This is a genomic window from Deltaproteobacteria bacterium, from assembly GCA_018668695.1.
In the GTDB taxonomy this organism is placed as follows: domain Bacteria; phylum Myxococcota; class XYA12-FULL-58-9; order XYA12-FULL-58-9; family JABJBS01; genus JABJBS01.
The window spans coordinates 47,178-65,199 of sequence record JABJBS010000383.1 but is presented as its reverse complement, the minus strand read 5'-3'; the positions used below and the strand labels follow the sequence as shown (position 1 = coordinate 65,199).

Annotated in this window: 19 protein-coding genes; 9 read left to right on the top strand and 10 right to left on the bottom strand. The window is 50.4% G+C overall.

The features are described from left to right. The first annotated feature begins 66 nt into the window (after positions 1–66). The 6 genes from HOK28_22595 to HOK28_22570 all read left to right on the top strand — a co-directional run bounded on the left by HOK28_22595 (position 67) and on the right by HOK28_22570 (position 4,489). Positions 67–642: an ankyrin repeat domain-containing protein gene (locus tag HOK28_22595; protein ID MBT6435898.1), complete on the top strand. Its 576-nt coding sequence runs from the start codon at positions 67–69 to the stop codon at positions 640–642. 300 nt (positions 643–942) lie between these two features. After that, entirely contained in the window at positions 943–1,407 is a 465-nt protein-coding gene (locus HOK28_22590) for a hypothetical protein (protein ID MBT6435897.1), read from the top strand. Positions 1,408–1,602: 195 nt separating this feature from the next. Continuing rightward, positions 1,603–1,971: a response regulator gene (locus tag HOK28_22585; GenBank protein MBT6435896.1), complete on the top strand. Its 369-nt coding sequence runs from the start codon at positions 1,603–1,605 to the stop codon at positions 1,969–1,971. A 3-nt stretch (positions 1,972–1,974) separates the two neighbouring features. Further along, the gene (locus HOK28_22580) at positions 1,975–3,066 is read left to right on the top strand and encodes a chemotaxis response regulator protein-glutamate methylesterase (protein MBT6435895.1); all 1,092 of its coding nucleotides are present in this window, start codon (positions 1,975–1,977) and stop codon (positions 3,064–3,066) included. A 54-nt stretch (positions 3,067–3,120) separates the two neighbouring features. After that, on the top strand, positions 3,121–3,942 hold the full coding sequence (locus HOK28_22575) for a protein-glutamate O-methyltransferase CheR (GenBank protein MBT6435894.1): 822 nt from the start codon (positions 3,121–3,123) through the stop codon (positions 3,940–3,942). Positions 3,943–4,006: 64 nt separating this feature from the next. After that, positions 4,007–4,489: a hypothetical protein gene (locus HOK28_22570; GenBank protein ID MBT6435893.1), complete on the top strand. Its 483-nt coding sequence runs from the start codon at positions 4,007–4,009 to the stop codon at positions 4,487–4,489. 171 nt (positions 4,490–4,660) lie between these two features. Here the strand turns inward: HOK28_22570 and HOK28_22565 are convergent, their stop codons facing one another. The 3 genes from HOK28_22565 to glmU form a co-directional block, all read right to left on the bottom strand. Continuing rightward, positions 4,661–5,482: a protein-glutamate O-methyltransferase CheR gene (locus HOK28_22565; protein ID MBT6435892.1), complete on the bottom strand. Its 822-nt coding sequence runs from the start codon at positions 5,480–5,482 to the stop codon at positions 4,661–4,663. A 177-nt stretch (positions 5,483–5,659) separates the two neighbouring features. Further along, the gene (gene glmS, locus HOK28_22560; GenBank protein MBT6435891.1) at positions 5,660–7,474 is read right to left on the bottom strand and encodes a glutamine--fructose-6-phosphate transaminase (isomerizing); all 1,815 of its coding nucleotides are present in this window, start codon (positions 7,472–7,474) and stop codon (positions 5,660–5,662) included. Continuing rightward, the gene (gene glmU / locus HOK28_22555; GenBank protein MBT6435890.1) at positions 7,475–8,893 is read right to left on the bottom strand and encodes a bifunctional UDP-N-acetylglucosamine diphosphorylase/glucosamine-1-phosphate N-acetyltransferase GlmU; all 1,419 of its coding nucleotides are present in this window, start codon (positions 8,891–8,893) and stop codon (positions 7,475–7,477) included. 65 nt (positions 8,894–8,958) lie between these two features. Here glmU and HOK28_22550 point away from each other — a divergent pair, with 65 nt between their 5' ends. Both HOK28_22550 and HOK28_22545 read left to right on the top strand, forming a co-directional pair. Continuing rightward, complete coding sequence (locus HOK28_22550; protein ID MBT6435889.1) at positions 8,959–9,681, top strand: 16S rRNA (uracil(1498)-N(3))-methyltransferase; 723 nt, start codon at positions 8,959–8,961, stop codon at positions 9,679–9,681. Positions 9,682–9,776: 95 nt separating this feature from the next. After that, the gene (locus HOK28_22545; GenBank protein ID MBT6435888.1) at positions 9,777–10,295 is read left to right on the top strand and encodes a hypothetical protein; all 519 of its coding nucleotides are present in this window, start codon (positions 9,777–9,779) and stop codon (positions 10,293–10,295) included. Here HOK28_22545 and HOK28_22540 read toward each other — a convergent pair. Beyond that, on the bottom strand, positions 10,270–11,442 hold the full coding sequence (locus HOK28_22540; protein ID MBT6435887.1) for a PQQ-like beta-propeller repeat protein: 1,173 nt from the start codon (positions 11,440–11,442) through the stop codon (positions 10,270–10,272). The two genes, HOK28_22545 and HOK28_22540, sit on opposite strands and share 26 nt — an antisense overlap. 115 nt (positions 11,443–11,557) lie before the next feature. Here HOK28_22540 and HOK28_22535 point away from each other — a divergent pair, with 115 nt between their 5' ends. Beyond that, complete coding sequence (locus HOK28_22535) at positions 11,558–12,049, top strand: SycD/LcrH family type III secretion system chaperone (protein MBT6435886.1); 492 nt, start codon at positions 11,558–11,560, stop codon at positions 12,047–12,049. A gap of 11 nt (positions 12,050–12,060) precedes the next feature. Here HOK28_22535 and HOK28_22530 read toward each other — a convergent pair whose 3' ends face one another. From HOK28_22530 to HOK28_22505, 6 genes are all read right to left on the bottom strand, one after another. After that, positions 12,061–14,334: a hypothetical protein gene (locus HOK28_22530; GenBank protein MBT6435885.1), complete on the bottom strand. Its 2,274-nt coding sequence runs from the start codon at positions 14,332–14,334 to the stop codon at positions 12,061–12,063. A gap of 64 nt (positions 14,335–14,398) precedes the next feature. After that, entirely contained in the window at positions 14,399–15,244 is an 846-nt protein-coding gene (locus HOK28_22525) for a hypothetical protein (GenBank protein MBT6435884.1), read from the bottom strand. A 90-nt stretch (positions 15,245–15,334) separates the two neighbouring features. After that, a complete protein-coding gene (locus HOK28_22520) occupies positions 15,335–16,054 on the bottom strand; it encodes a hypothetical protein (protein MBT6435883.1) in 720 nt (239 codons plus the stop codon). Between the two features lie 80 nt (positions 16,055–16,134). Further along, positions 16,135–16,848 carry a hypothetical protein gene (locus HOK28_22515; GenBank protein ID MBT6435882.1) on the bottom strand — a complete coding sequence of 238 codons (714 nt, stop codon included), beginning with the start codon at positions 16,846–16,848 and terminating at the stop codon, positions 16,135–16,137. A 72-nt stretch (positions 16,849–16,920) separates the two neighbouring features. Continuing rightward, a complete protein-coding gene (locus HOK28_22510; GenBank protein ID MBT6435881.1) occupies positions 16,921–17,409 on the bottom strand; it encodes a hypothetical protein in 489 nt (162 codons plus the stop codon). Positions 17,410–17,511: 102 nt separating this feature from the next. Continuing rightward, complete coding sequence (locus HOK28_22505; protein MBT6435880.1) at positions 17,512–18,021, bottom strand: prepilin-type N-terminal cleavage/methylation domain-containing protein; 510 nt, start codon at positions 18,019–18,021, stop codon at positions 17,512–17,514. Position 18,022: the final 1 nt, after the last annotated feature.

Below are 18,022 nucleotides of genomic sequence, written 5' to 3'. Positions count from 1 at the left end.
CCTCCACATTGTTTGACTCCCCCATGGCGCCGAGCTAGCTTGAGCTGCTCTTACAAGGGGGAAAGTATGCTTGATTCAAAGATCATGAGAGCTCTGCTGACACTGTCACTGAGCCTGACAGCCTGTTCCGGCTCCGCTGTACCCGTGGCTCAACCACAAGCCGTACCAAAGGCCTCTGTGGCCTCTGTGGCCCCTGCGGCTACAGAGCCGGTTCCACTGATCGAGGCGGTTCTTGCTAGCGATATCGCAGCAGTAAAATCACTCGTCGAAGCTGGCGCAGATGTAAACGCTGCTGATGAATACGGTTTTCGTGTGCTTGTGAATGCAATGGCCAACTACAATGTCGCGATCGTTGATTTTTTGGTCAAACAAGGAGCCGAAACAGGCTTAGAAAAGCCAAAAAATAATGATGAATCGAAAAGACTTTTTGGTGAAGGACTCGGTCAGAACGAACTTCTTTTGGCGGCCGCTGAATCCGGAGACCTAAAAAGTGTAAAAAGATTGCTGGGCTCAGGAGCAAATATCAATGCGCAAGATGAGGGTGGATTCACCGTTTTGGTCACCGCAATTGCAGGATCGCATACAGAGTTGGTGAAATACCTCGTGAATCAAGGAGCCACGATCGTGGCCAATAGTCCTTAGATTTAGCGCCATCCCGGGTATCGCTTAAGCCTATGGTATCAGGGGATTTGCATTTAATCGGCAAACAGGCGAAGCTAATTCAGAGGCAGGAAATTAGAGACTGTTTCAGCGGGGTAGAGAACGAAATTCCGCTGGCCGTTGATCGGCACTCGAATCGGCGATAGTCGATCTAATGTCTGGCGGAAGTTGCCAAGGGGGAGAAGCAAAAGTTGTTTTCGCATGTTCAAACCAAAGCTACATTTAGCTGGGCAATTAATATTCAAGAGTTCAACTCAAACGAGTTAAGTTTGGTGAAGACTCATGGATAGTATTTCAGCTGAAGAGATCTTTCGGATTACCCAGCAAGTTTGGGCCCCGATGCTAGGATTTGGTTTGATATTGAAAGCTGACCGTGGAGGCGATGATCGTCCACAGGGTCGCGCAACCATTGGTTCCATTTTGCTAGAAGGCACTTGGAAGGGCGGCGTAACGCTAGATTTCGAAAATAGATTGGCTAAAATGTCGGCAGGCCATATTTTCGGAATGGAAACAGACGAAGTTGAAGCTGAAGATGTTCACGATGCGGTTGGCGAACTGGCCAACCAAGTGGGCGGATTGATCAAAGGAAAGCTCGCGCCAAAGAGCCTGCTGAGCCTTCCTACGATCACAGAAGGAATCGAGTTAACGGTGGATATTCCACACTGTCAGCCCATTGGGGCTGCCACAATGGAGTCAGAAGGTGTCTGGTTTCGCGTGGAAGTTTGGAAATATGTACCGGAAGCTTAGAATATAAAATAGCTAATATTTGCTCCGAAGTGACTTTGGAGTTATTTTTATAAGTAATCTAAATGGGGACCTTAAGGCGATTTGGAGCTGTCACATTGGTGATTGACCCAAATCAGGGAAACCAATACCGTTGAGCGGTAGGATTATGAAAGTAAGCAGTTAAGGGCTGAAAACCTTTCGAGACGGATAATTTACATGCGTGCACTGGTAGTTGATGACTCCAAAGCTATTCGCCGTATCATCGGCAAGATTCTCAAAGACCTCGGCTTCGAGGTATTTGAAGCAGGTGATGGCAAACAAGCATTGACAAAGCTTGGCGAAATCGGCGTTCCCGATCTCGCACTCGTCGACTGGAACATGCCCGAAATGAACGGGTACGAATTTCTCTGTAATATTCGAGCAGATTCCAAGTACAATGACCTGAATGTTATGATGGTCACGACGGAGAGTGAAATCTCACAAATGGCAAAAGCCCTAGAGGCCGGCGCCAATGAGTACCTCATGAAGCCGTTTACCAAAGAGATGATCGCTGAAAAGCTGGAGATTCTTGGGCTAACGAGTTGATCTGTGGGCTCTATTCGCGTTCTGATTGTGGACGATGCAGTTGTCGTCCGCAGAATGCTTTCCGATATTATATCGAGTGATCCTCTTCTCACTGTTGTCGGCACCGCCGCTAATGGGAAGATAGCGCTCAAAAAGATACCCACCTTAAAGCCTGACGTTGTCATTTTGGACATGGATATGCCCGAAATGAACGGTCTCGAAACGCTTGAGCGTATTCGTAAGACCCAGGCAAGGCTTCCGGTGATCGCCTTTAGCACCCAGACCATGCGTGGCGCTAAGGTTACCCTAGAAGCACTGAGCAAAGGCGCAACTGATTACGTCACCAAACCATCGAGTCGTACCGGTGGGCGCTCTGCCCTAGAGACCATTCGGGAAGAATTAATCCCGAAAATAAAAATATTTGTACGTCGCACCGGCTCCGCTGCTTTAGTGAAGCAACCCATCCGCTACAAACCGCTGCCTCCTGGTACAAAGGCCGTAGATGCTTCCCGGCGTCGTCCCAAGCCGCTTCCTGTAAGAATTCTTGCGATTGGTACTTCTACGGGTGGCCCAAATGCTTTGACGGAGCTCTTAAAGTGTTTGCCCCGGCCTTTTCCTGTACCGATTTTAATCGTTCAACACATGCCGCCGATCTTTACGAGTATTCTCGCCGAGCGCCTGACCGCCAACACCGGACACCGTTGTTTCGAGTGTGTTTCAGGAACGGTCGTCGAGCCAGGCTGTGTTTGGATCGCACCAGGCAACTTTCATATGGTCGTCACCAAGGCACCAAGCGGCCCAAGGCTCCAGACCCATCAAGGTGATCCTGAAAACTCCTGCCGGCCCGCTGTGGATACACTATTTAGATCCGTAGCAGATGTTTATGGCTCCTCCAGCCTCTCGGTCGTACTGACGGGCATGGGGTCAGACGGATTAAAAGGAAGCCAAAAGATCTACGAAGCCGGTGGTGAAGTACTGGTTCAAGACGAAGCAAGCTCTGTAGTCTGGGGAATGCCCGGGTACATCGCCAATGCTGGAATAGCTCTAAAAATATTACCCATCCCTGCGATAGCCGAAGAGGTTAGAGCGAGAATGGCTGTGCGAAAACGAATATAGACTTGAGAAATTTTTCGGACGTACATGTTCGAGAAAAATTTAGGGAGCCTCACTATGGCACTTCGACAACAAGATTTTGATTTTGTACAAAAGTTGATTCAGGACCGCGCTGCGATCGTCCTCGACAACAACAAACATTACTTTGTCGAGTCTCGGCTGGGCCCTGTCGTTGAAGAGGCAGGCCTGAAAACCATCGAAGAGTTTGTAAAAATGCTCAAGACCAAGGGAACTGAAGTTTGGTTTCAACGGGTCACCGAAGCAATTACGATTCACGAAACCAGTTTCTTTCGCGACATGCACCCGTTCAAAGCGCTTCAAGAACTAATCATTCCGAACGTACTTGAGAACAATCGCGCAGAGAGATCGCTCTCCATGTGGTGCGGGGCTTCGTCATCCGGCCAAGAGCCCTACACGATCTCCATGATTCTCGATCAACACTTTCCTCAACTACGAAGCTGGAAAGTAAATTTTGTGGCCACCGATATTTCCAACAAGATCTTAGATAAGGCGAGACAGGGTCGATACAGCCAGCTTGAGATCAACCGTGGACTACCGGCGCCACTGCTGCTGAAATATTTTCAAAAAGATGGTCTCGAATGGCAGATGAAACCTGAGTTTCGCAACTTGATTCAGTTCAAACAGCTCAACTTAGTCGCCAACTGGCCTCCAATGCCCAAAATGGACATTATTTTCCTACGAAACGTACTTATCTACTTCGATGTTCCGACCAAACGGCGGATACTTGGTAAGATCAAAGAGCTGATGAAGCCCAATGGCTTTTTGTTTCTTGGAGCAGCAGAAATGCCGATGAGCGTAGACCGCTCATTTGAGCGTGTGAACGCTGCTCGAGCTGGCTGTTATCGCATCAAAGATTGATTGAATCTCTTGCATGCGTCATGATGGATATAGAGTGTAATTACTACGAGGCCTTTAGGTAAAAATGGTAACAATTCCAGACAACGAAACCCTCATTGGGGTCTTTCATAATATCACGAGCACCATGCTGAGTTTAGACTCGCAAAGTTGCAGCGCTACGCAAACGAACGAGCAGAAAAAGGATCTCCTTTATTGCACGGGAGTACTTGCGATGCCTGGGCCTACTCCCATCACAGTGGCAGTATCCTCGGATCTTCAGGGTTGCACCCAGCTGGCATCAGCGCTCTTCGCGCTTGAGCCAACGGATGTTGAAATCGATATGATCGGCGATACCATGGCTGAGTTATCCAACATGTTTGCGGGTCAACTTAAAGGGTTCCTCAACCTGAGCCAGAACCTCGGCCTACCGAAAGTACTTACTAAAGGTGAATTCAGCGACTCTATAGATGACGATCGATGGCGGCATATGCCCGTTCAGCTCGGCTCATCAAAGCTGCTTTTAAGCCTCACAACCGAGGCCACAATCGTCGGTAACTACCTAGCTTAGACTTCAAGTTCTACGGGGATTCATCCCCGCTTTCATTTTATTTTACCCAGTAAATTTCAGACAAACTACTGCGTGTAGGTTAAGATACTCACAAGGTATACCTGTGGACTATCATGCCTAAGCGTCTGAAAATTGATTGTGCGGGACAGTTATAAAACGGGAATGTGCGGCTTAAGAACGCAGAACAAAACAGCCTGAGCGCTCTACATCGAGCTTCTCGAACTTGTTTTCACGGGTCATTGGAATTTCGGCCATTCCCATGAACAAGAAACCATCAGGACGAAGTGTATCGGCAACTTTACCCAACACGGTTCGCTTGGTGTCTGGCTGAAAGTACACGAGTACGTTTCTTAGAAAAATAATGTCCATTTTCGGCAATGGAGGCCAGTTTGAAACCAGATTGAATTCTCTAAATTCAATAAGGCTGCGAATCGCTGGTTTAACTTGCCACTCTAGACCCTGCTTCTGAAAGTATTTAAGAAGCATAGGTGCGGGCAATCCGCGGTTCATTTCGAGCTGAGTATACTTTCCTGAGCGCGCACGCTCGAGAACTTTTGAAGACATGTCAGTCGCAATAAAACGAATCGTCCAGCCTTTTAACTGCGGAAAGTTTTCCTGCAACATCATCACGATGCTGTAGGGCTCTTGTCCAGTCGAACAACCACCTGACCAAATATTTAAAGTTCGCTCTACACCGCGTTTCTCGATGATGCGCGGGATGACTTCTTGCTTAAGTGCCTTAAAAGCACGGTTATCGCGGAAAAACCCGGTTTCCGGCGTAGCGATCTCTTCAATTAGTTTCGTCGCGAGTGAGCCACTGGGGTTCTTCAAAATATCGCGAGCAAGCGTACTGGTATCCATGCCCCCGTTATCTTTTGCCAGAGGGCCCATCTTTTGTTCGACCATTGCTATTTTGCTGGAATCTAAAACGATACCTGACCGATCAAGTACCAGCTTGCGTATTTGGTCAAAATCAGCTTGTAAAATCGGCATTGGAAAACCCAACCCTAAACATCTCAAAATATCATAGTTATCGAAACAACCGGGCACCGATCCCTTATGGACCGAGACATATGAGAAATATCGAAAAGCCTACTTGCAGGCAATGCCCGTGCCCATTTCGTTGCAAGAAGCTGAGTCCTAAATCGTAGCAAACAGCGTTGTACCGGGCTATTCGACGGTCACACTTTTCGCAAGATTTCTTGGTTGATCGATGTCCGTCCCACGTAGATCCGCCACATGGTACGCCAAAAGCTGCAAAGGGATGGTTGCAAGCAAGGGTACTAAAAGTCCCTCAGAGGCCGGTATATAGAGCACCTCGTCAGCTACAGAGCGAATATGCTCGTCACCGTCTGTTGCCACAGCAATGACAAACCCCTCTCGTGCCCGAACCTCTTGAATATTGGAAATCACCTTCTCGTAGAGAGATCCTCGTGGACAAATCGCGACGATCGGAACTCCTTTTTCGATCAAAGCGATCGGCCCATGTTTCATTTCACCTGCCGCATAACCCTCTGCATGCTGGTAAGAGATCTCTTTGAGCTTCAAGGCGCCTTCTAAAGCAACTGGAAAACCGTATCCCCGGCCCAAATATAGCGATGAATGAGCCGCCACCATCTTGTGCGCAACGGCAAGAATCTCATTTTCTTGCTTGAGGATTTGCTCAATCAGTAACGGAACTGTTCGTAATTGCTTAAGAACTTCCCCCGCTCGCTCTTTACTCAGGTTGCGCTTACGACCCAAGCCAACTGCAAAAAGTATCAGCACCGCCACTTGCGTTAGAAACGCCTTGGTCGATGCGACACCGATTTCGGGTCCAGCGTGCGTATACAGAACAAAGTCGGATTCCCGTGCGATCGAGGAGTCTAAAACATTCACGATAGACAAGACGGGTGATCCCAGACGTTTGGCCTCACGAATCGCAGCCAAGGTGTCGGCAGTTTCCCCCGACTGACTTACAGCTATCAAAAGAGTCTTCTCATCCAAAAGAGGGTGGCGGTAGCGCAACTCGCTGGCGAGTTCGACCTCACAACCAATTCGGGCCATTTCTTCCAGTGCCATGCGCGCCACCAAGCAAGAGTGCCAGCTCGTTCCACAAGCTGTTAACATCACCCGTTCACACTTAGCCGCCCGCTCAAGTAAAGCGGGGTCCAAAATCACATCGCAATCATCATCGTTGATTCGGCCTCTAAGTGTGTCACCAAGCGCCCGCGGCTGCTCAAAGATCTCTTTGTGCATAAAGTGCTTATGGCCAGCTTTTTCCGCCATCACAGGAGACCACTCAATGCGTCGCGGCGCCCTATCGATTGCAGCGCCCTGCATACTCATCAGGCGAATACCGCTTTTTTCAACGATGGCCATTTCGCCTTCTTCCATGATCAAAACATCACGGGTGTAGGGCAAAAGCGCGGGGATATCTGAGGCAAGCATGCCGCCTTCCTCAAGCACACCCAAAATCAAAGGCGATGCGTTCTTCGCCACGACGATTTTATCTGGCTCCCGCTCACTCATCACCGCAATGGCATATGCACCTTCGACGCGGTTAAGACCTTCGCGAACTCGCTCTTCCAGGCTGGGCGCGTCAGACAAAGCAATAACGTGGCTGATCAACTCTGTATCTGTCTCACTTTGAAACTCTCGGCCGCTCTTAGCCATCTCGGCTTTGAGTTCGAGGAAGTTTTCAATAATCCCATTGTGGACCACCACCACGTCATCCACGAGGTGTGGGTGAGCATTCTCATCCGAAGGACGGCCGTGCGTTGCCCAGCGTGTATGGCCAATGGCTGACTCAGCCACCAGAGGTTCTTCTTTAAGAGCCTTTGCCAGCTCTAAAAGTTTACCTTTGCGCCGACGGACCGTCATTTTACCATCTTCTATTGCAGCGATACCTGCAGAATCATAGCCGCGGTATTCAAGCCGTCGCAGCCCATCGAGAACATAATCTGCTGCTTCTGGAGAGCCTACATATCCAACAATACCACACATCTATTTATTGCCTTTCAAGCGAGCTGCCTTTGCCTGCTCGTTTCGTTCCTTGAGCAGGGCTGCGTAGTCTTCCCTATTAACTTGTTTGCTGCGCCCAAATGCCAGTGCATCTGCAGGGACCACTTTCGTAATCGTCGAACCGGCCGCCACATAAGCACCATTACCTAATTCAAGAGGTGCCACGAGTGTACTGTTAGAGCCGATAAAGACATCACTGCCCAATACGGTTTGGTGCTTATTATGCCCATCGTAGTTGCAAGTTATCGTTCCTGCGCCCACGTTGGACCTTGGACCGATGGTTGCGTCCCCCACATAAGATAAGTGATTGAGCTTGGCACCTTTACCGATTTGGCTCTTCTTCACTTCCACAAAATTACCGACCTTTACTTCATCAGCGAGCGCGGCTTGAGGGCGGAGTCTTGCAAAGGGTCCTATCTGCGCGTCTTTACCGACTTTGGCCTGCTCTAAATGTGAGAAGGAATGAACCATTGTTCCAGACCCGATTTGAGTATCCTTCACAAAGCAGGGGCCATGAATCACAACACCCTTGGCGATTTTCGTTTGCCCCCAAAGCTGAACGCCAACCCCAATGGTTACATCTTGAGCAAGCTTTACATCGCTACCGATAAAAGTTCCCGCGGGATCAAGGAAGGTGACCCCTTTATCCTGCCAGAAGCGAATCAAACGGGTGCGTAGGGTGGCTTCAACGAAAGCGAGCTGCTCACGGTTATTCACACCGGCGCACTCACTTGGGTCAGCCGCCACCACTGCAACTGCCTGGTCTTGGCTTCCCGCCTGCTCAACCACATCCGTGAGGTAGAACTCACCTTGGGCATTATCCGAACGCAGGGCTAAAACCGCTGGCCGTAGAAGTGCTGTGTGAAAAAGGTAAACACCGGAATTGATCTCCGAAATTTCCTTTTCGCCCTTACTCGCGTCTTTTTGTTCAACGATTCGGAGTAGCTTTTTGCCGTCTCGGATGATGCGTCCGTAACCGGTGGGGTCATCAACGAAAGTGGTTAATACAGCCACAGCTTTGTTGGCCCCACTTTTCTGAAGACGGCTGACCGTCTTTTTTTGTAAGAGCGGAACGTCACCGGCCAAGACCAATACATGCCCTTTGAAATCCGGAATAGCTTCAAGGCCCACACGCGCGGCGTCGCCAGTTCCACGCGCAACTTCTTGAACAGCGAAGACAAGAGGTGCGTCTGGAAAAGTCGCCGTTAATAAGTCGCGGGTGCGTTTACTCTCGGGGCCGATCACAACCACGGTGGGCGAAGCACCAGAGGCCAGCGCCAAGCGAACGACATGGACAATCAAAGGAAGTTCACAAGCTGGGTGTAAGACCTTGGGCAAGGCTGAGCGCATCCGCGTTCCTTGCCCCGCTGCGAGAATGATAGCTGCTGTGTTTTGGCTCATGAGTGCGAAGTACCGATGGCGTTTAAGCGTGTCAAGCGGCCCTTTCAGGGTTATAACCCTCATCGATGACTGAAGATTCCCAAAAACCAACCCGCCGGAGAATGCCCCTTAGCCCATTACGCGAGGGGACTCACTCACTGAGCCAAGATGAAGGCCGTTATTTGCTTAAAGCGCTGCGCCTTGGCGATGGTGAAAAGCTTGAAGTTTTTGATGGCGATGGCTTTTACGCCCTTGCCACTTTGCTCGGCGTAGAGGCCGGGGACGCTTATTTGGAGGTCTCAAAACCTCAAGAGGCCCCGCGGCCGGAGCTTGAGCTCTATGTGGCCTCCGCGACGCCGAAAGGCGACCGCGCTGATTGGTTGGTCGAGAAAGTCACTGAGCTGGGAGCCTCTGGCCTGATTTGGCTTAAAACCGAGCGCAGTGTCGTCATCCCTAAGCCCGGTTCCAAAAAGTTTGAGAGGTGGGCAAGACTTTCCGACGCAGCAGCTCGGCAATCGCGCCGGATGCGGGTTCCCACACTCGAGGGACCGCTCACCCTTGAAGAGCTTAAAACATTCGAATTCGACCACCGTTTCGTCGCTTCACCGATCAAAGAGAGCGATACGCCGCTGCCAAGCCCTCTCAAAGGGAAGGTTTTAATCGCGATTGGTCCAGAAGGCGGATTTACTGACCATGAATTGGAGCAATTCAAAAACTCGGGGTACAATTTGTTGTGGTTGAACCCTCACGTATTACGAACCGAAACCGCAGCCATCGCAGCCGCGGCCGTGCTTACCGCTCGCCTTTAATCCAGGCCGAGGCAAGAGTTTGTCCGAATTGCGAAAAACCAACTTCACTTGGCTTATTTCGCTGCCAACAATGTCACAAACTCCTCAATCCCTTCATGACTCCACCTAAAAACGCTCATGAGGCTGCCCTCTTTCTAAACCCCGCAGGTAGTTTTCGGGTACTCTTCGCTTATTGTCTAGACGGTTTTATCTCACTTGCCGCCGTCTTTGTTTTAAGCCTCACCTTCTCCGCCAGTTTGGGCGTGAAACTTCACAAAGGGGCTCACGCCGTTGACGCTGTATTGCTTTCACTCGCCGGGCACCTCGAGGCCATCGCTCCAGCTCTTGTCTTCGTCTTTGGCGCTTATACCGCTTACCAATGCACTGCACTGGCGAGGTCGGGCTTTACTCCTGGTCGTTGGGTTGCGGGATTGGTGCTGGTTCACCGCAAGGGCGTAGAGCTCAGCCGAAGCCGCCTCATCTTTCGAACTCTGCTCTCACTCGTGTCGTGGTTAAGCTTTGGCGCTGGGTATTTTTTGCCGATTCTCGACCCTTACCACCGCACGTTTCACGACGTGTGCTGCCAAACGGTCTTGGTTAAACGAAAGCTTAGCGCCTCTGAACCGTTGAATTAATCAGGAAAGCGTAGAAATAGCCGTCGGAACTGGAGACATAAAGATGACGGTCTTCAACGGAAACAATGGGGTCTGACTCGATTTTATCACCGGTCCGAAAACGCCAATGCAAATCACCGGTCTTCTTATTCAAAGCATAAACAGTTCCGTCGCCGGCTCCGCCTGCAATGAAGACCAGGTTCTTGAAAACCGCTGGGACGGAAATAGCGGGTCCCCGTGTCGCAAAGCTCCACCGTGCTCCTCCACTCTTGGCATCCAAGGCGTAGAGGCGCCGGTCGTTTGAACCAACGTAGGCCGAGCCCTCATCAAGGCATACCGACGAGTTTACCCAATCCCGAGTCGGCACTTTCCAGCGCACGGTGGGTTGTTTCGGGTTTTCAATATTGATGGCGTAAACGTTGCCATCATTGCTCCCGAAGTAAACGGTTGAGTTGGCTACTGTTGGAGACGAAGTAATAGGAGCTTCCGTTTTATACCGCCAGAGCATCTGCCCGGTCGCGGCGTCGAGAGCGTAAAGTCGGTAATCCAAGTTGCCTACAAAAATAACCCCGTCCTGAATAGCTGCGGACGAGTAAGAAAAGCCTCCAACATCCGTTGGACCCTGGTTTTGAACTTGAGGCGCCGCAGCTTCATTTGGTGCCTTTGTTGCGGCTGATTTCGGATCCTCGTTTACGATTTCAAACTCAGAGGGCTTCTTCGTATTTGCCTGGTTCTCTGGGAAGGTCCAAACCGCTTTACCTGTTTTCGCATCAAGTGCGTAAAAGTGGCCATCGTAGCTGCCCACGTACACCACACCATTTTCAACAATCGGATCAGCTTTTACCCGATCGCGCGTTTGAAAGCTCCAAAGCTCCTTGCAGTGATTATCCATGGCATAGATGAGATAATTCGTGCTGCCAAAGAAGATACGCTCACCATCCGTTGCTGGACGGCTAATCACCTCACCTGCCTTGTCGAACGAGCAACGCTGTGAGCCCTGGCGCGTTAAAATACGAACGCCCTGGCTTGTGCCAACGGCGATAAAAGCATCGGTAACCAAAGGTGTCGAAAGACTTGGTGCGCCTAAGTCAAACTTCCATTCCAACTGAACCGGCTCAATACAGCCAACCAGAACTAAAAACATTGAGATCGTGGCGAAAATTCGCATTCGAGGCGTCCCCATATCGTACGTTGTCTTGATGATGCAGATTAGGCGGTTGTGCTCTTTATTTCAAATCCTTCGAGCGACTTGGCCAAAAAGATGAGCCCAAGTATAGTAAGGCATGAGTCAATCGAGCGAAATCGACAATACAGCCGGGCAATATCTCGAATTTATGATCCATGGATTCATGAATGGTTTAATCACCCTTCAAGAACTCGAGGGCATCAGTGACGAGGAGATGGAAACCATCTACGCCCTTGGTTACAACTTCTTCACCTACGGTAAATACGATGCTGCTAAAGACATCTTCACCGGCCTAACGGCTTATGCGCCCTACACTGCCCACTATTGGCGAGCCCTCGGTGCAGTCAATCAACAGCTCAAAGAGTACCCTGAAGCCGTCGCGGCCTACGATATGGCGATTGCCAACGATGATATGGATGTTGTGAGCTACGTGTATCGAGGAGAATCTCAAATACTCTCAAGAAATGTTCCAGCCGGGCTCGAAGATCTCCAAGCAGTCCTTCAAATCGGCTCAAACATGCCAAACTTTGCCCCATGGGTTCAAAGAGCGGAACTTCTTTTAAGCTTACATATGCGCGCGCCTGAATAGGCCGGCAGCTCTTAGGCGTTTTTACCCATCGTAAATCCCTGGATTTTCGTATCCCAATCATGGGCACTCATCCCGAGGCTGCGAACAGCCTCGCGCTGGGTTGGATTCAAATTTACAAACGCTGTGGCCATCGCGACAGGCCACTTGGCCGCTGGTGTTTCCCGGGTGTCCCAAAGCTGCTGAGTCCAACCTAAGTTTCGAAGCAATGCCGATTCTGCACGGCTAAGCTCTTTCCAGTTCGACTGAAAAATAGCCACCAACATACGAATTTGTGATGGGTCTTTGACCAGTGTTCGGCCCGTGTAACGTTCGGTTAGGGCCTCGTTCATACCGGGTGCACTCTCTGGTGTATCCACAGCCGCACGCTCTTTAACGGGCCGAGTTGATGCCGCGCCTAAATCGCGCTCAAACGTTCGCGGGATTCCCCAACCGTCGACTTGGCCTTGAGCTGCTGGTTTTTGACCCTGAGCAGATGGCTTTGCACCTTGCGCCTGGCCTCCCATTAATTGCTGGGCCACTTGAGTTGCCACCTCTGAGGCGACCTGATTTGCGATGGTTTGAGCGACCTTCCCAGCCTTATCGGCCGTCATCGGTCCTCCGCCCATTTGAGCTAAAGCACTTGCGACTTGAGATTGAATATCACCGCCGGCACCTTGTGAAGTTTGAGCCTGGGCAGCTTGTCGTAAACCTTGCTGAGGCGTGGATGCCAAACCTGGGCGACCATCGGTGCCGGTTGCCTGCAGAAAAGCTTGAGTTGCAGTGGTTGCCCGCGACGATGCCGGAGAAAAGTACTTCGGCTGACGGCCCCGGGTGCGCGCTGCCGCTGTTTTTGCACGGCGACGGGCCGGAGGCATCCGCTTCCCACGCAGTTCACGGGCGCGTTGACGCTGGAACTTCTTAACCTGATCTAACTTTTGCTTCACCGACTCTCGGCGCTCCATCACAAACTTTTGCTCTTCGGCCGATAAAACCGAAGCTTCAAGCGGCGGCGCCTCTTTGAGGTTTTGAAGCTTGTTAACGTCTTCAATAAAGCGAGCGGTCTTTAACTTCTTTTCAGCTTGTTCGTAGGAGCGTTGAACTTGCGTATAAAACTGAATGATCCGGCCCCGGTTTTGAGAGCGAACCTTTTGCGCTTCATCATCGTCCAAGCCTTCTGTGGAAGTCAGCTTTGGCGGCGTAGGCAAGGTCGATGTACGTGTCTTACCTTTAAGGAGGCTATTGGCGTCGACGCTTTTGGCGCCCCCTGTCTTAGCCTGGCTTGCCATCTTCGTAAGCAAGCTTGCAACTTTACCCGCACGCTTCGGAAATGAATTCGACTGTAAAGCCATCAATGACTGATCGGTGAGCGCGCGAAATTCATTCGCGTTGCCGCTGCCTATCGTTGCGAAAAAGCGACCTTTGTTCTGTGTAGATTGCGCTTGAAACTTTGGATCCGCTGCAAGCTTCTCAAAGCCTTGTTTTACTTCAGCATCGCCGCCGCTTTTCGCTAAAAGCTCTGTGGCGCGGCCCTTGGCAAATGACGGCATTTTTTGCACATCTGCTTTGCTTGCGAAGCTATCAACCTGGTTCATTGCGTTGGTGTCACTTGGCTGGCGCTCAACCATGTTCATGGCCGCTTTTTGGGCGCCTTTTGGCATCGAAGCTTGGCTCAATGAGTTGAGCATATCAGATGCATGCTTAACGCTTCCGAGCTTGAAATCCGTACCGCCCTTTTTCGCCTGGTCGAGACCAAATCGCATAAATCTCTGCTTGGTCTCCCCATCGGTTTTCGGGGAAGTCATAAATCGCTTCGATAAAAGCTCCGCAGCTGGTTTCTCAAGGCTTGGGTTTTCAATGATCGATTGCTGTAAGGTTCCAAGCTGCTGAGAGTCTTTCACAGACTGCTCAAATGCTGGCTGAGATGATATCCGATTCATGGCTTGGGCACTCTTGGCGCCCTTTTGCGGGTCTTTGACCATCGCCTCTTGAAACATGCGCTTTTGAGCGTCGCTCAGCTTCCCTTGCAGCTTGGAGTTGTCACCCCAACTTTGCAAAGCATCGCCAGCTTCCTGCCCGGCGCTTCCGCCTAAGATATCCTGAATTTTTTGCTGAAGTCGCGGCCCTTTGGTGAAGCTTTCCTTTTGCACCACGGACGACTTCATAGAAGATTTTCGTTCCGCTATTTTTTTCTCAGCGGCACGCCGTGCGGCATCCGCCGAATCATCTTTTCCGACATCTTTCTGAGTGCGCATCTGCGCATCTGAAATCATGCCTTGAATTTGCATATCGATTTTTTCGACTGCCATGGCGTCCTCAACTCAAAAAAAGGGCGGGCTTGGCGCCCGCCCAATCAGTCTATCATACTAGACATCAACCGCCCATCTTACGAATGATGGCCATTGCTGTGTCATGCAGTGCTTTCGAGATATTACTCATCATCTGCAAAGTCTGCTGCTGCTTTTGAAGCATGTTCTGAAGATCTACGTTTGCAAGCTGAGCATCGTCGCCCACACTGTTTAACTTATCTTCCCAAGTTTGGATTTCATCCTCGAGCTTACCGATGGTATCGACGCCGCCAGCTGAAAGGCTAGAAGACATTCCCATCATCATCTTGGCGTGAGCGTCACTGCCTTCAGTGGCGGTAGCTGGGTCGTAAGCTACAACATCACCGCTTAGGCCATGTGTGCTCATTGCATCATCACCCGTTACGCCGCTTGAAATCGCACCTTCACGCGCAGACGTTAGCTCTTTGCGCATATCGCTCAAGTGGTCACGAATCATTTCTTTTTGCTTGTTAAAGTCTTTAACTTTCTCAGCATACATACGCAGGTCTTCAGTGTTTTGCGTATAAGCTTCGCGCAACACTTGCTGAACCAGCGCGTTCACATCTTGGTAATGAATCGTTGGGCCTGCCTGAAGAAATTCTGCAAACTGTCCCTGTAACTCGCTGGTAGAAGAACCGTTCATACTCGCGCCAATTGCACTGAGTTGGCCAAGCTGGCTGCTGCTTAGCTGGGAAACAATGGTGCTGTTTCCAACCTCGAGCCCGAGGCTACTAAGAATTTGATTCACAGCATTGTTGGCTGCTTGCCCACCTGCCTCAAATCCGTCTGTTGGTAGCTGCGCCTGAGCCGCTGCAGGAGTGGCTGCCGGCTGAGCTGCCGTTGGGATTTGAGGGATACTGAGGCCTGGATTATTTCCAATAGGTGATGTCATGTTGAGACTCCAAAAAAATAAGTGTTTAAAATGTATCGATTCAAAAGGGTGAAGGCCGCTGAATGTTGGTCAGCCTTCACCCGTCATGTATTAACGTGTTGCTTTAGGTTCGCCAGTTCCTGGCATCGGTAAGCCTGATGCGGGAGCTGTTTTAGCGCCGCCCGTGTACATATTCTGGGTGCTGGAAGCATCGCCCATATCTGAGAGCATTAACGCAAACGTGCGAATCGCTGCCTTAAGCTCCGGGTTGTTAACGTCTTCAACTGGAACTTGGCGCTCAATCTTTTTGATTTCGAGCTTACGGCCCGCGCGTGACGAGCTCTTTTCACTCGTTCCCTCAGAAACTTCGTCTGCCGCCTTATCAAGTGCAGAGACCGAATCCTTGAGCCGGTCCATCTCTTGGCGCATCGCTTCAGCATCTTCCGATGCCGCCGTGCCTTTTTGACTTTCTAGCCCTTGAACCTTTTGCTGCGCCTGCGCCACATCTTGAAAGAGTTTTTCGATTTGGTCGTTGAGGCCATCGATTTGACCCTGCAAATCACCCACATTGCTCTGCCAAGCGCTCAAGGCCGCTGAGTAATCTTCGTCTTTATCGAAGTTCTCGCGGTTGGGTCGCTGAGCATTTAAAGACTTTTTAGCTTCCTTGAGGCCCTTTACGGATTCACTAAGCTGCTGAGCTTGAGCAACAATCGCCATAATCTCCGCAAGGACATTGGTAATTTGCTCATTAAGAGAAGCGGTCTTGGAAGTAGCTACGGAAGAAACGGCAGGGGGCATTTGACCCACGTTTCCAGAGGAAGGGATAGACATGGAAGACTCCAAAAATTTTAAGTTAAAACTATCGGCTCTTTACGAGCCATAAATCATCGATTCGTCGGGAAGAACTCACATCAGCGTTTAAAAACGAAAGTTCGCTGCAGGTTCAATTGCTGGTCAATTCCCTTATTCATCTTTTGCGCTTGGCCCACTGATTGGTTACCTTTTTCAGTGACTTTTCGCAGTCCAGCCAAAAGTTCCTCTCGATTGATCGTTCCGGCGTCGATTTTGACCTGTTCTGACTGCCCAGCAACCATCAAGCCGACAGCCATGGCACGTTCGGCCACTGACATATCCTCGTTAAACTCCACCCCAAAAAGATTTTTTAAGCTCTCTGAAACGGAGTTCATATCCGGCTGAGGCTCAGGCTCACGCTCTTTAAGTGCCTGTAAACGGGCTAAATCTTTTTCAGTGGGCATAAATGCCCCTTCGACAAAAGCCTCTCCCAAACCCAAACCATCTTTTAAGTCTGCAATGGCACTCTCCAATTGAGGTCCGGCCGAGCTGAGTGTTTGCTGAGCATTATCAAGGCCTTGCTGACTCCAGGCGTCAGGATCGAGTTCGTCATCTGGCAATGGAATGGGCGCCTGGGACGAATCCCCAACATCGAACCCTCCGCGGCCTCTCTTCGATTTGTGAAAGCCTGCCTGCTGAGCAAGCCTTGCCGCATCTTGGGGGCTTACCTTCTTCGCATCTTTTTTCTGAACTTGAGCTTGGGTCTTTTGCTCGGTGGCTGGAACCTGAATTGGGCCTGCTTTGCCTGAGCGAATATCTCCGGGACCTGCCATAACACACTCCTTAACGCGTGTTCATTCTACCGGATTAAGCTTCACTTAGGTTAAAGCAAAATCCAAAAAGAATCATTCCACCTCAATTCCGCGCACTTCCAAGAGCATACGCGAACGATTGACCCACTGGGCATAGTAAGGCTGGGCCTGGCCCACCTCGATGGCTACCTTAAGATCTTCAAGACCTTCATCCGTGAGACCTGCACTGATTTTAGACTCACCTCGGTAGGTGTAGCTGATGACATCCCCCGTGTTCGTCGTCAGTGCCATGTCGTAAGCCGCAATGGCTTCCTTATAGTTTTTCAGAGCTTGGTTCGCCGCACCCGCAGCTCGCCAGTAACGGCTCACAAACGGCTTATAAAGCGTTAAAACACTGAAAACATTTAAGGATGGCTGATACTTACCGAAGTTGTAGAGATAGTGGCCCATGAGAAAAACCGTTTCGATTTCCTCATCATCGAGGCCCAGCAGATCCGAGACGGTAATGTCTCCGCGCATAAACGAATTAGCGACAAACTCCACAAGGGCAGCAAACGTTGCTTCAACACTATCATTGGCCATAACCGGGTCACATTAACATGGCCCCCACGTCAGATCCAATTGCCGCAAAGCATCATTTACTTTTATTATCAAAGGCTTAGAAGATTTGGTGGGAAAAGGCGTTTATTCGATACGTACGGCGCCCGGATAAGTAATACCCAAAAAGTGGATGTTATCACTGGCCACTGTCGGATGGGTGTCGAAAATGCGGACCCGAGCCGGCCTCGGTTCGCCGTCGTCGTTTACACTGTAACCTTGCCCATTGAAGAGCACTTTGGCGGGAGCATCGGTCACCTCCACCACGGTATTGGCGCGCGTTGAAAGCTGTCGATCGCCAACTTTACCCTGATAGATTATCGAATCTGAATTTCTCGTGAACACGCCGTCTTCGTCGTAATCAACAAACGCCAAAAGCCCAGCGTTGCTAAACGTAACGGTTACAGTCACACCATTTTTAACAGCCTTACTGCGGGCCACCACCAAGGTATGAAACACTTCTCGCGTAAGCTCATTAAGTTTTTGACTCCGTAGCCATTTGCGAAAATCACCAGCCGAGATAGTTGCCAAGATACCAATGATACCCACGATGACCATCAACTCAGTGAGCGTAAAACCTCGCTCTGCCCTTCGCATC

Coding starts and splice junctions, on each gene's coding strand:
- HOK28_22595 (MBT6435898.1), top strand. CDS start 67: ATGCTTGATTCAAAGATCATGAGAGCTCTGCTGACACTGTCACTGAGC.
- HOK28_22590 (MBT6435897.1), top strand. CDS start 943: ATGGATAGTATTTCAGCTGAAGAGATCTTTCGGATTACCCAGCAAGTT.
- HOK28_22585 (MBT6435896.1), top strand. CDS start 1,603: ATGCGTGCACTGGTAGTTGATGACTCCAAAGCTATTCGCCGTATCATC.
- HOK28_22575 (MBT6435894.1), top strand. CDS start 3,121: ATGGCACTTCGACAACAAGATTTTGATTTTGTACAAAAGTTGATTCAG.
- HOK28_22570 (MBT6435893.1), top strand. CDS start 4,007: ATGGTAACAATTCCAGACAACGAAACCCTCATTGGGGTCTTTCATAAT.
- HOK28_22565 (MBT6435892.1), bottom strand. CDS start 5,482: ATGCCGATTTTACAAGCTGATTTTGACCAAATACGCAAGCTGGTACTT.
- glmS (MBT6435891.1), bottom strand. CDS start 7,474: ATGTGTGGTATTGTTGGATATGTAGGCTCTCCAGAAGCAGCAGATTAT.
- glmU (MBT6435890.1), bottom strand. CDS start 8,893: ATGAGCCAAAACACAGCAGCTATCATTCTCGCAGCGGGGCAAGGAACG.
- HOK28_22550 (MBT6435889.1), top strand. CDS start 8,959: ATGACTGAAGATTCCCAAAAACCAACCCGCCGGAGAATGCCCCTTAGC.
- HOK28_22545 (MBT6435888.1), top strand. CDS start 9,777: ATGACTCCACCTAAAAACGCTCATGAGGCTGCCCTCTTTCTAAACCCC.
- HOK28_22540 (MBT6435887.1), bottom strand. CDS start 11,442: ATGCGAATTTTCGCCACGATCTCAATGTTTTTAGTTCTGGTTGGCTGT.
- HOK28_22535 (MBT6435886.1), top strand. CDS start 11,558: ATGAGTCAATCGAGCGAAATCGACAATACAGCCGGGCAATATCTCGAA.
- HOK28_22530 (MBT6435885.1), bottom strand. CDS start 14,334: ATGGCAGTCGAAAAAATCGATATGCAAATTCAAGGCATGATTTCAGAT.
- HOK28_22525 (MBT6435884.1), bottom strand. CDS start 15,244: ATGACATCACCTATTGGAAATAATCCAGGCCTCAGTATCCCTCAAATC.
- HOK28_22520 (MBT6435883.1), bottom strand. CDS start 16,054: ATGTCTATCCCTTCCTCTGGAAACGTGGGTCAAATGCCCCCTGCCGTT.
- HOK28_22515 (MBT6435882.1), bottom strand. CDS start 16,848: ATGGCAGGTCCCGGAGATATTCGCTCAGGCAAAGCAGGCCCAATTCAG.
- HOK28_22510 (MBT6435881.1), bottom strand. CDS start 17,409: ATGGCCAATGATAGTGTTGAAGCAACGTTTGCTGCCCTTGTGGAGTTT.
- HOK28_22505 (MBT6435880.1), bottom strand. CDS start 18,021: ATGCGAAGGGCAGAGCGAGGTTTTACGCTCACTGAGTTGATGGTCATC.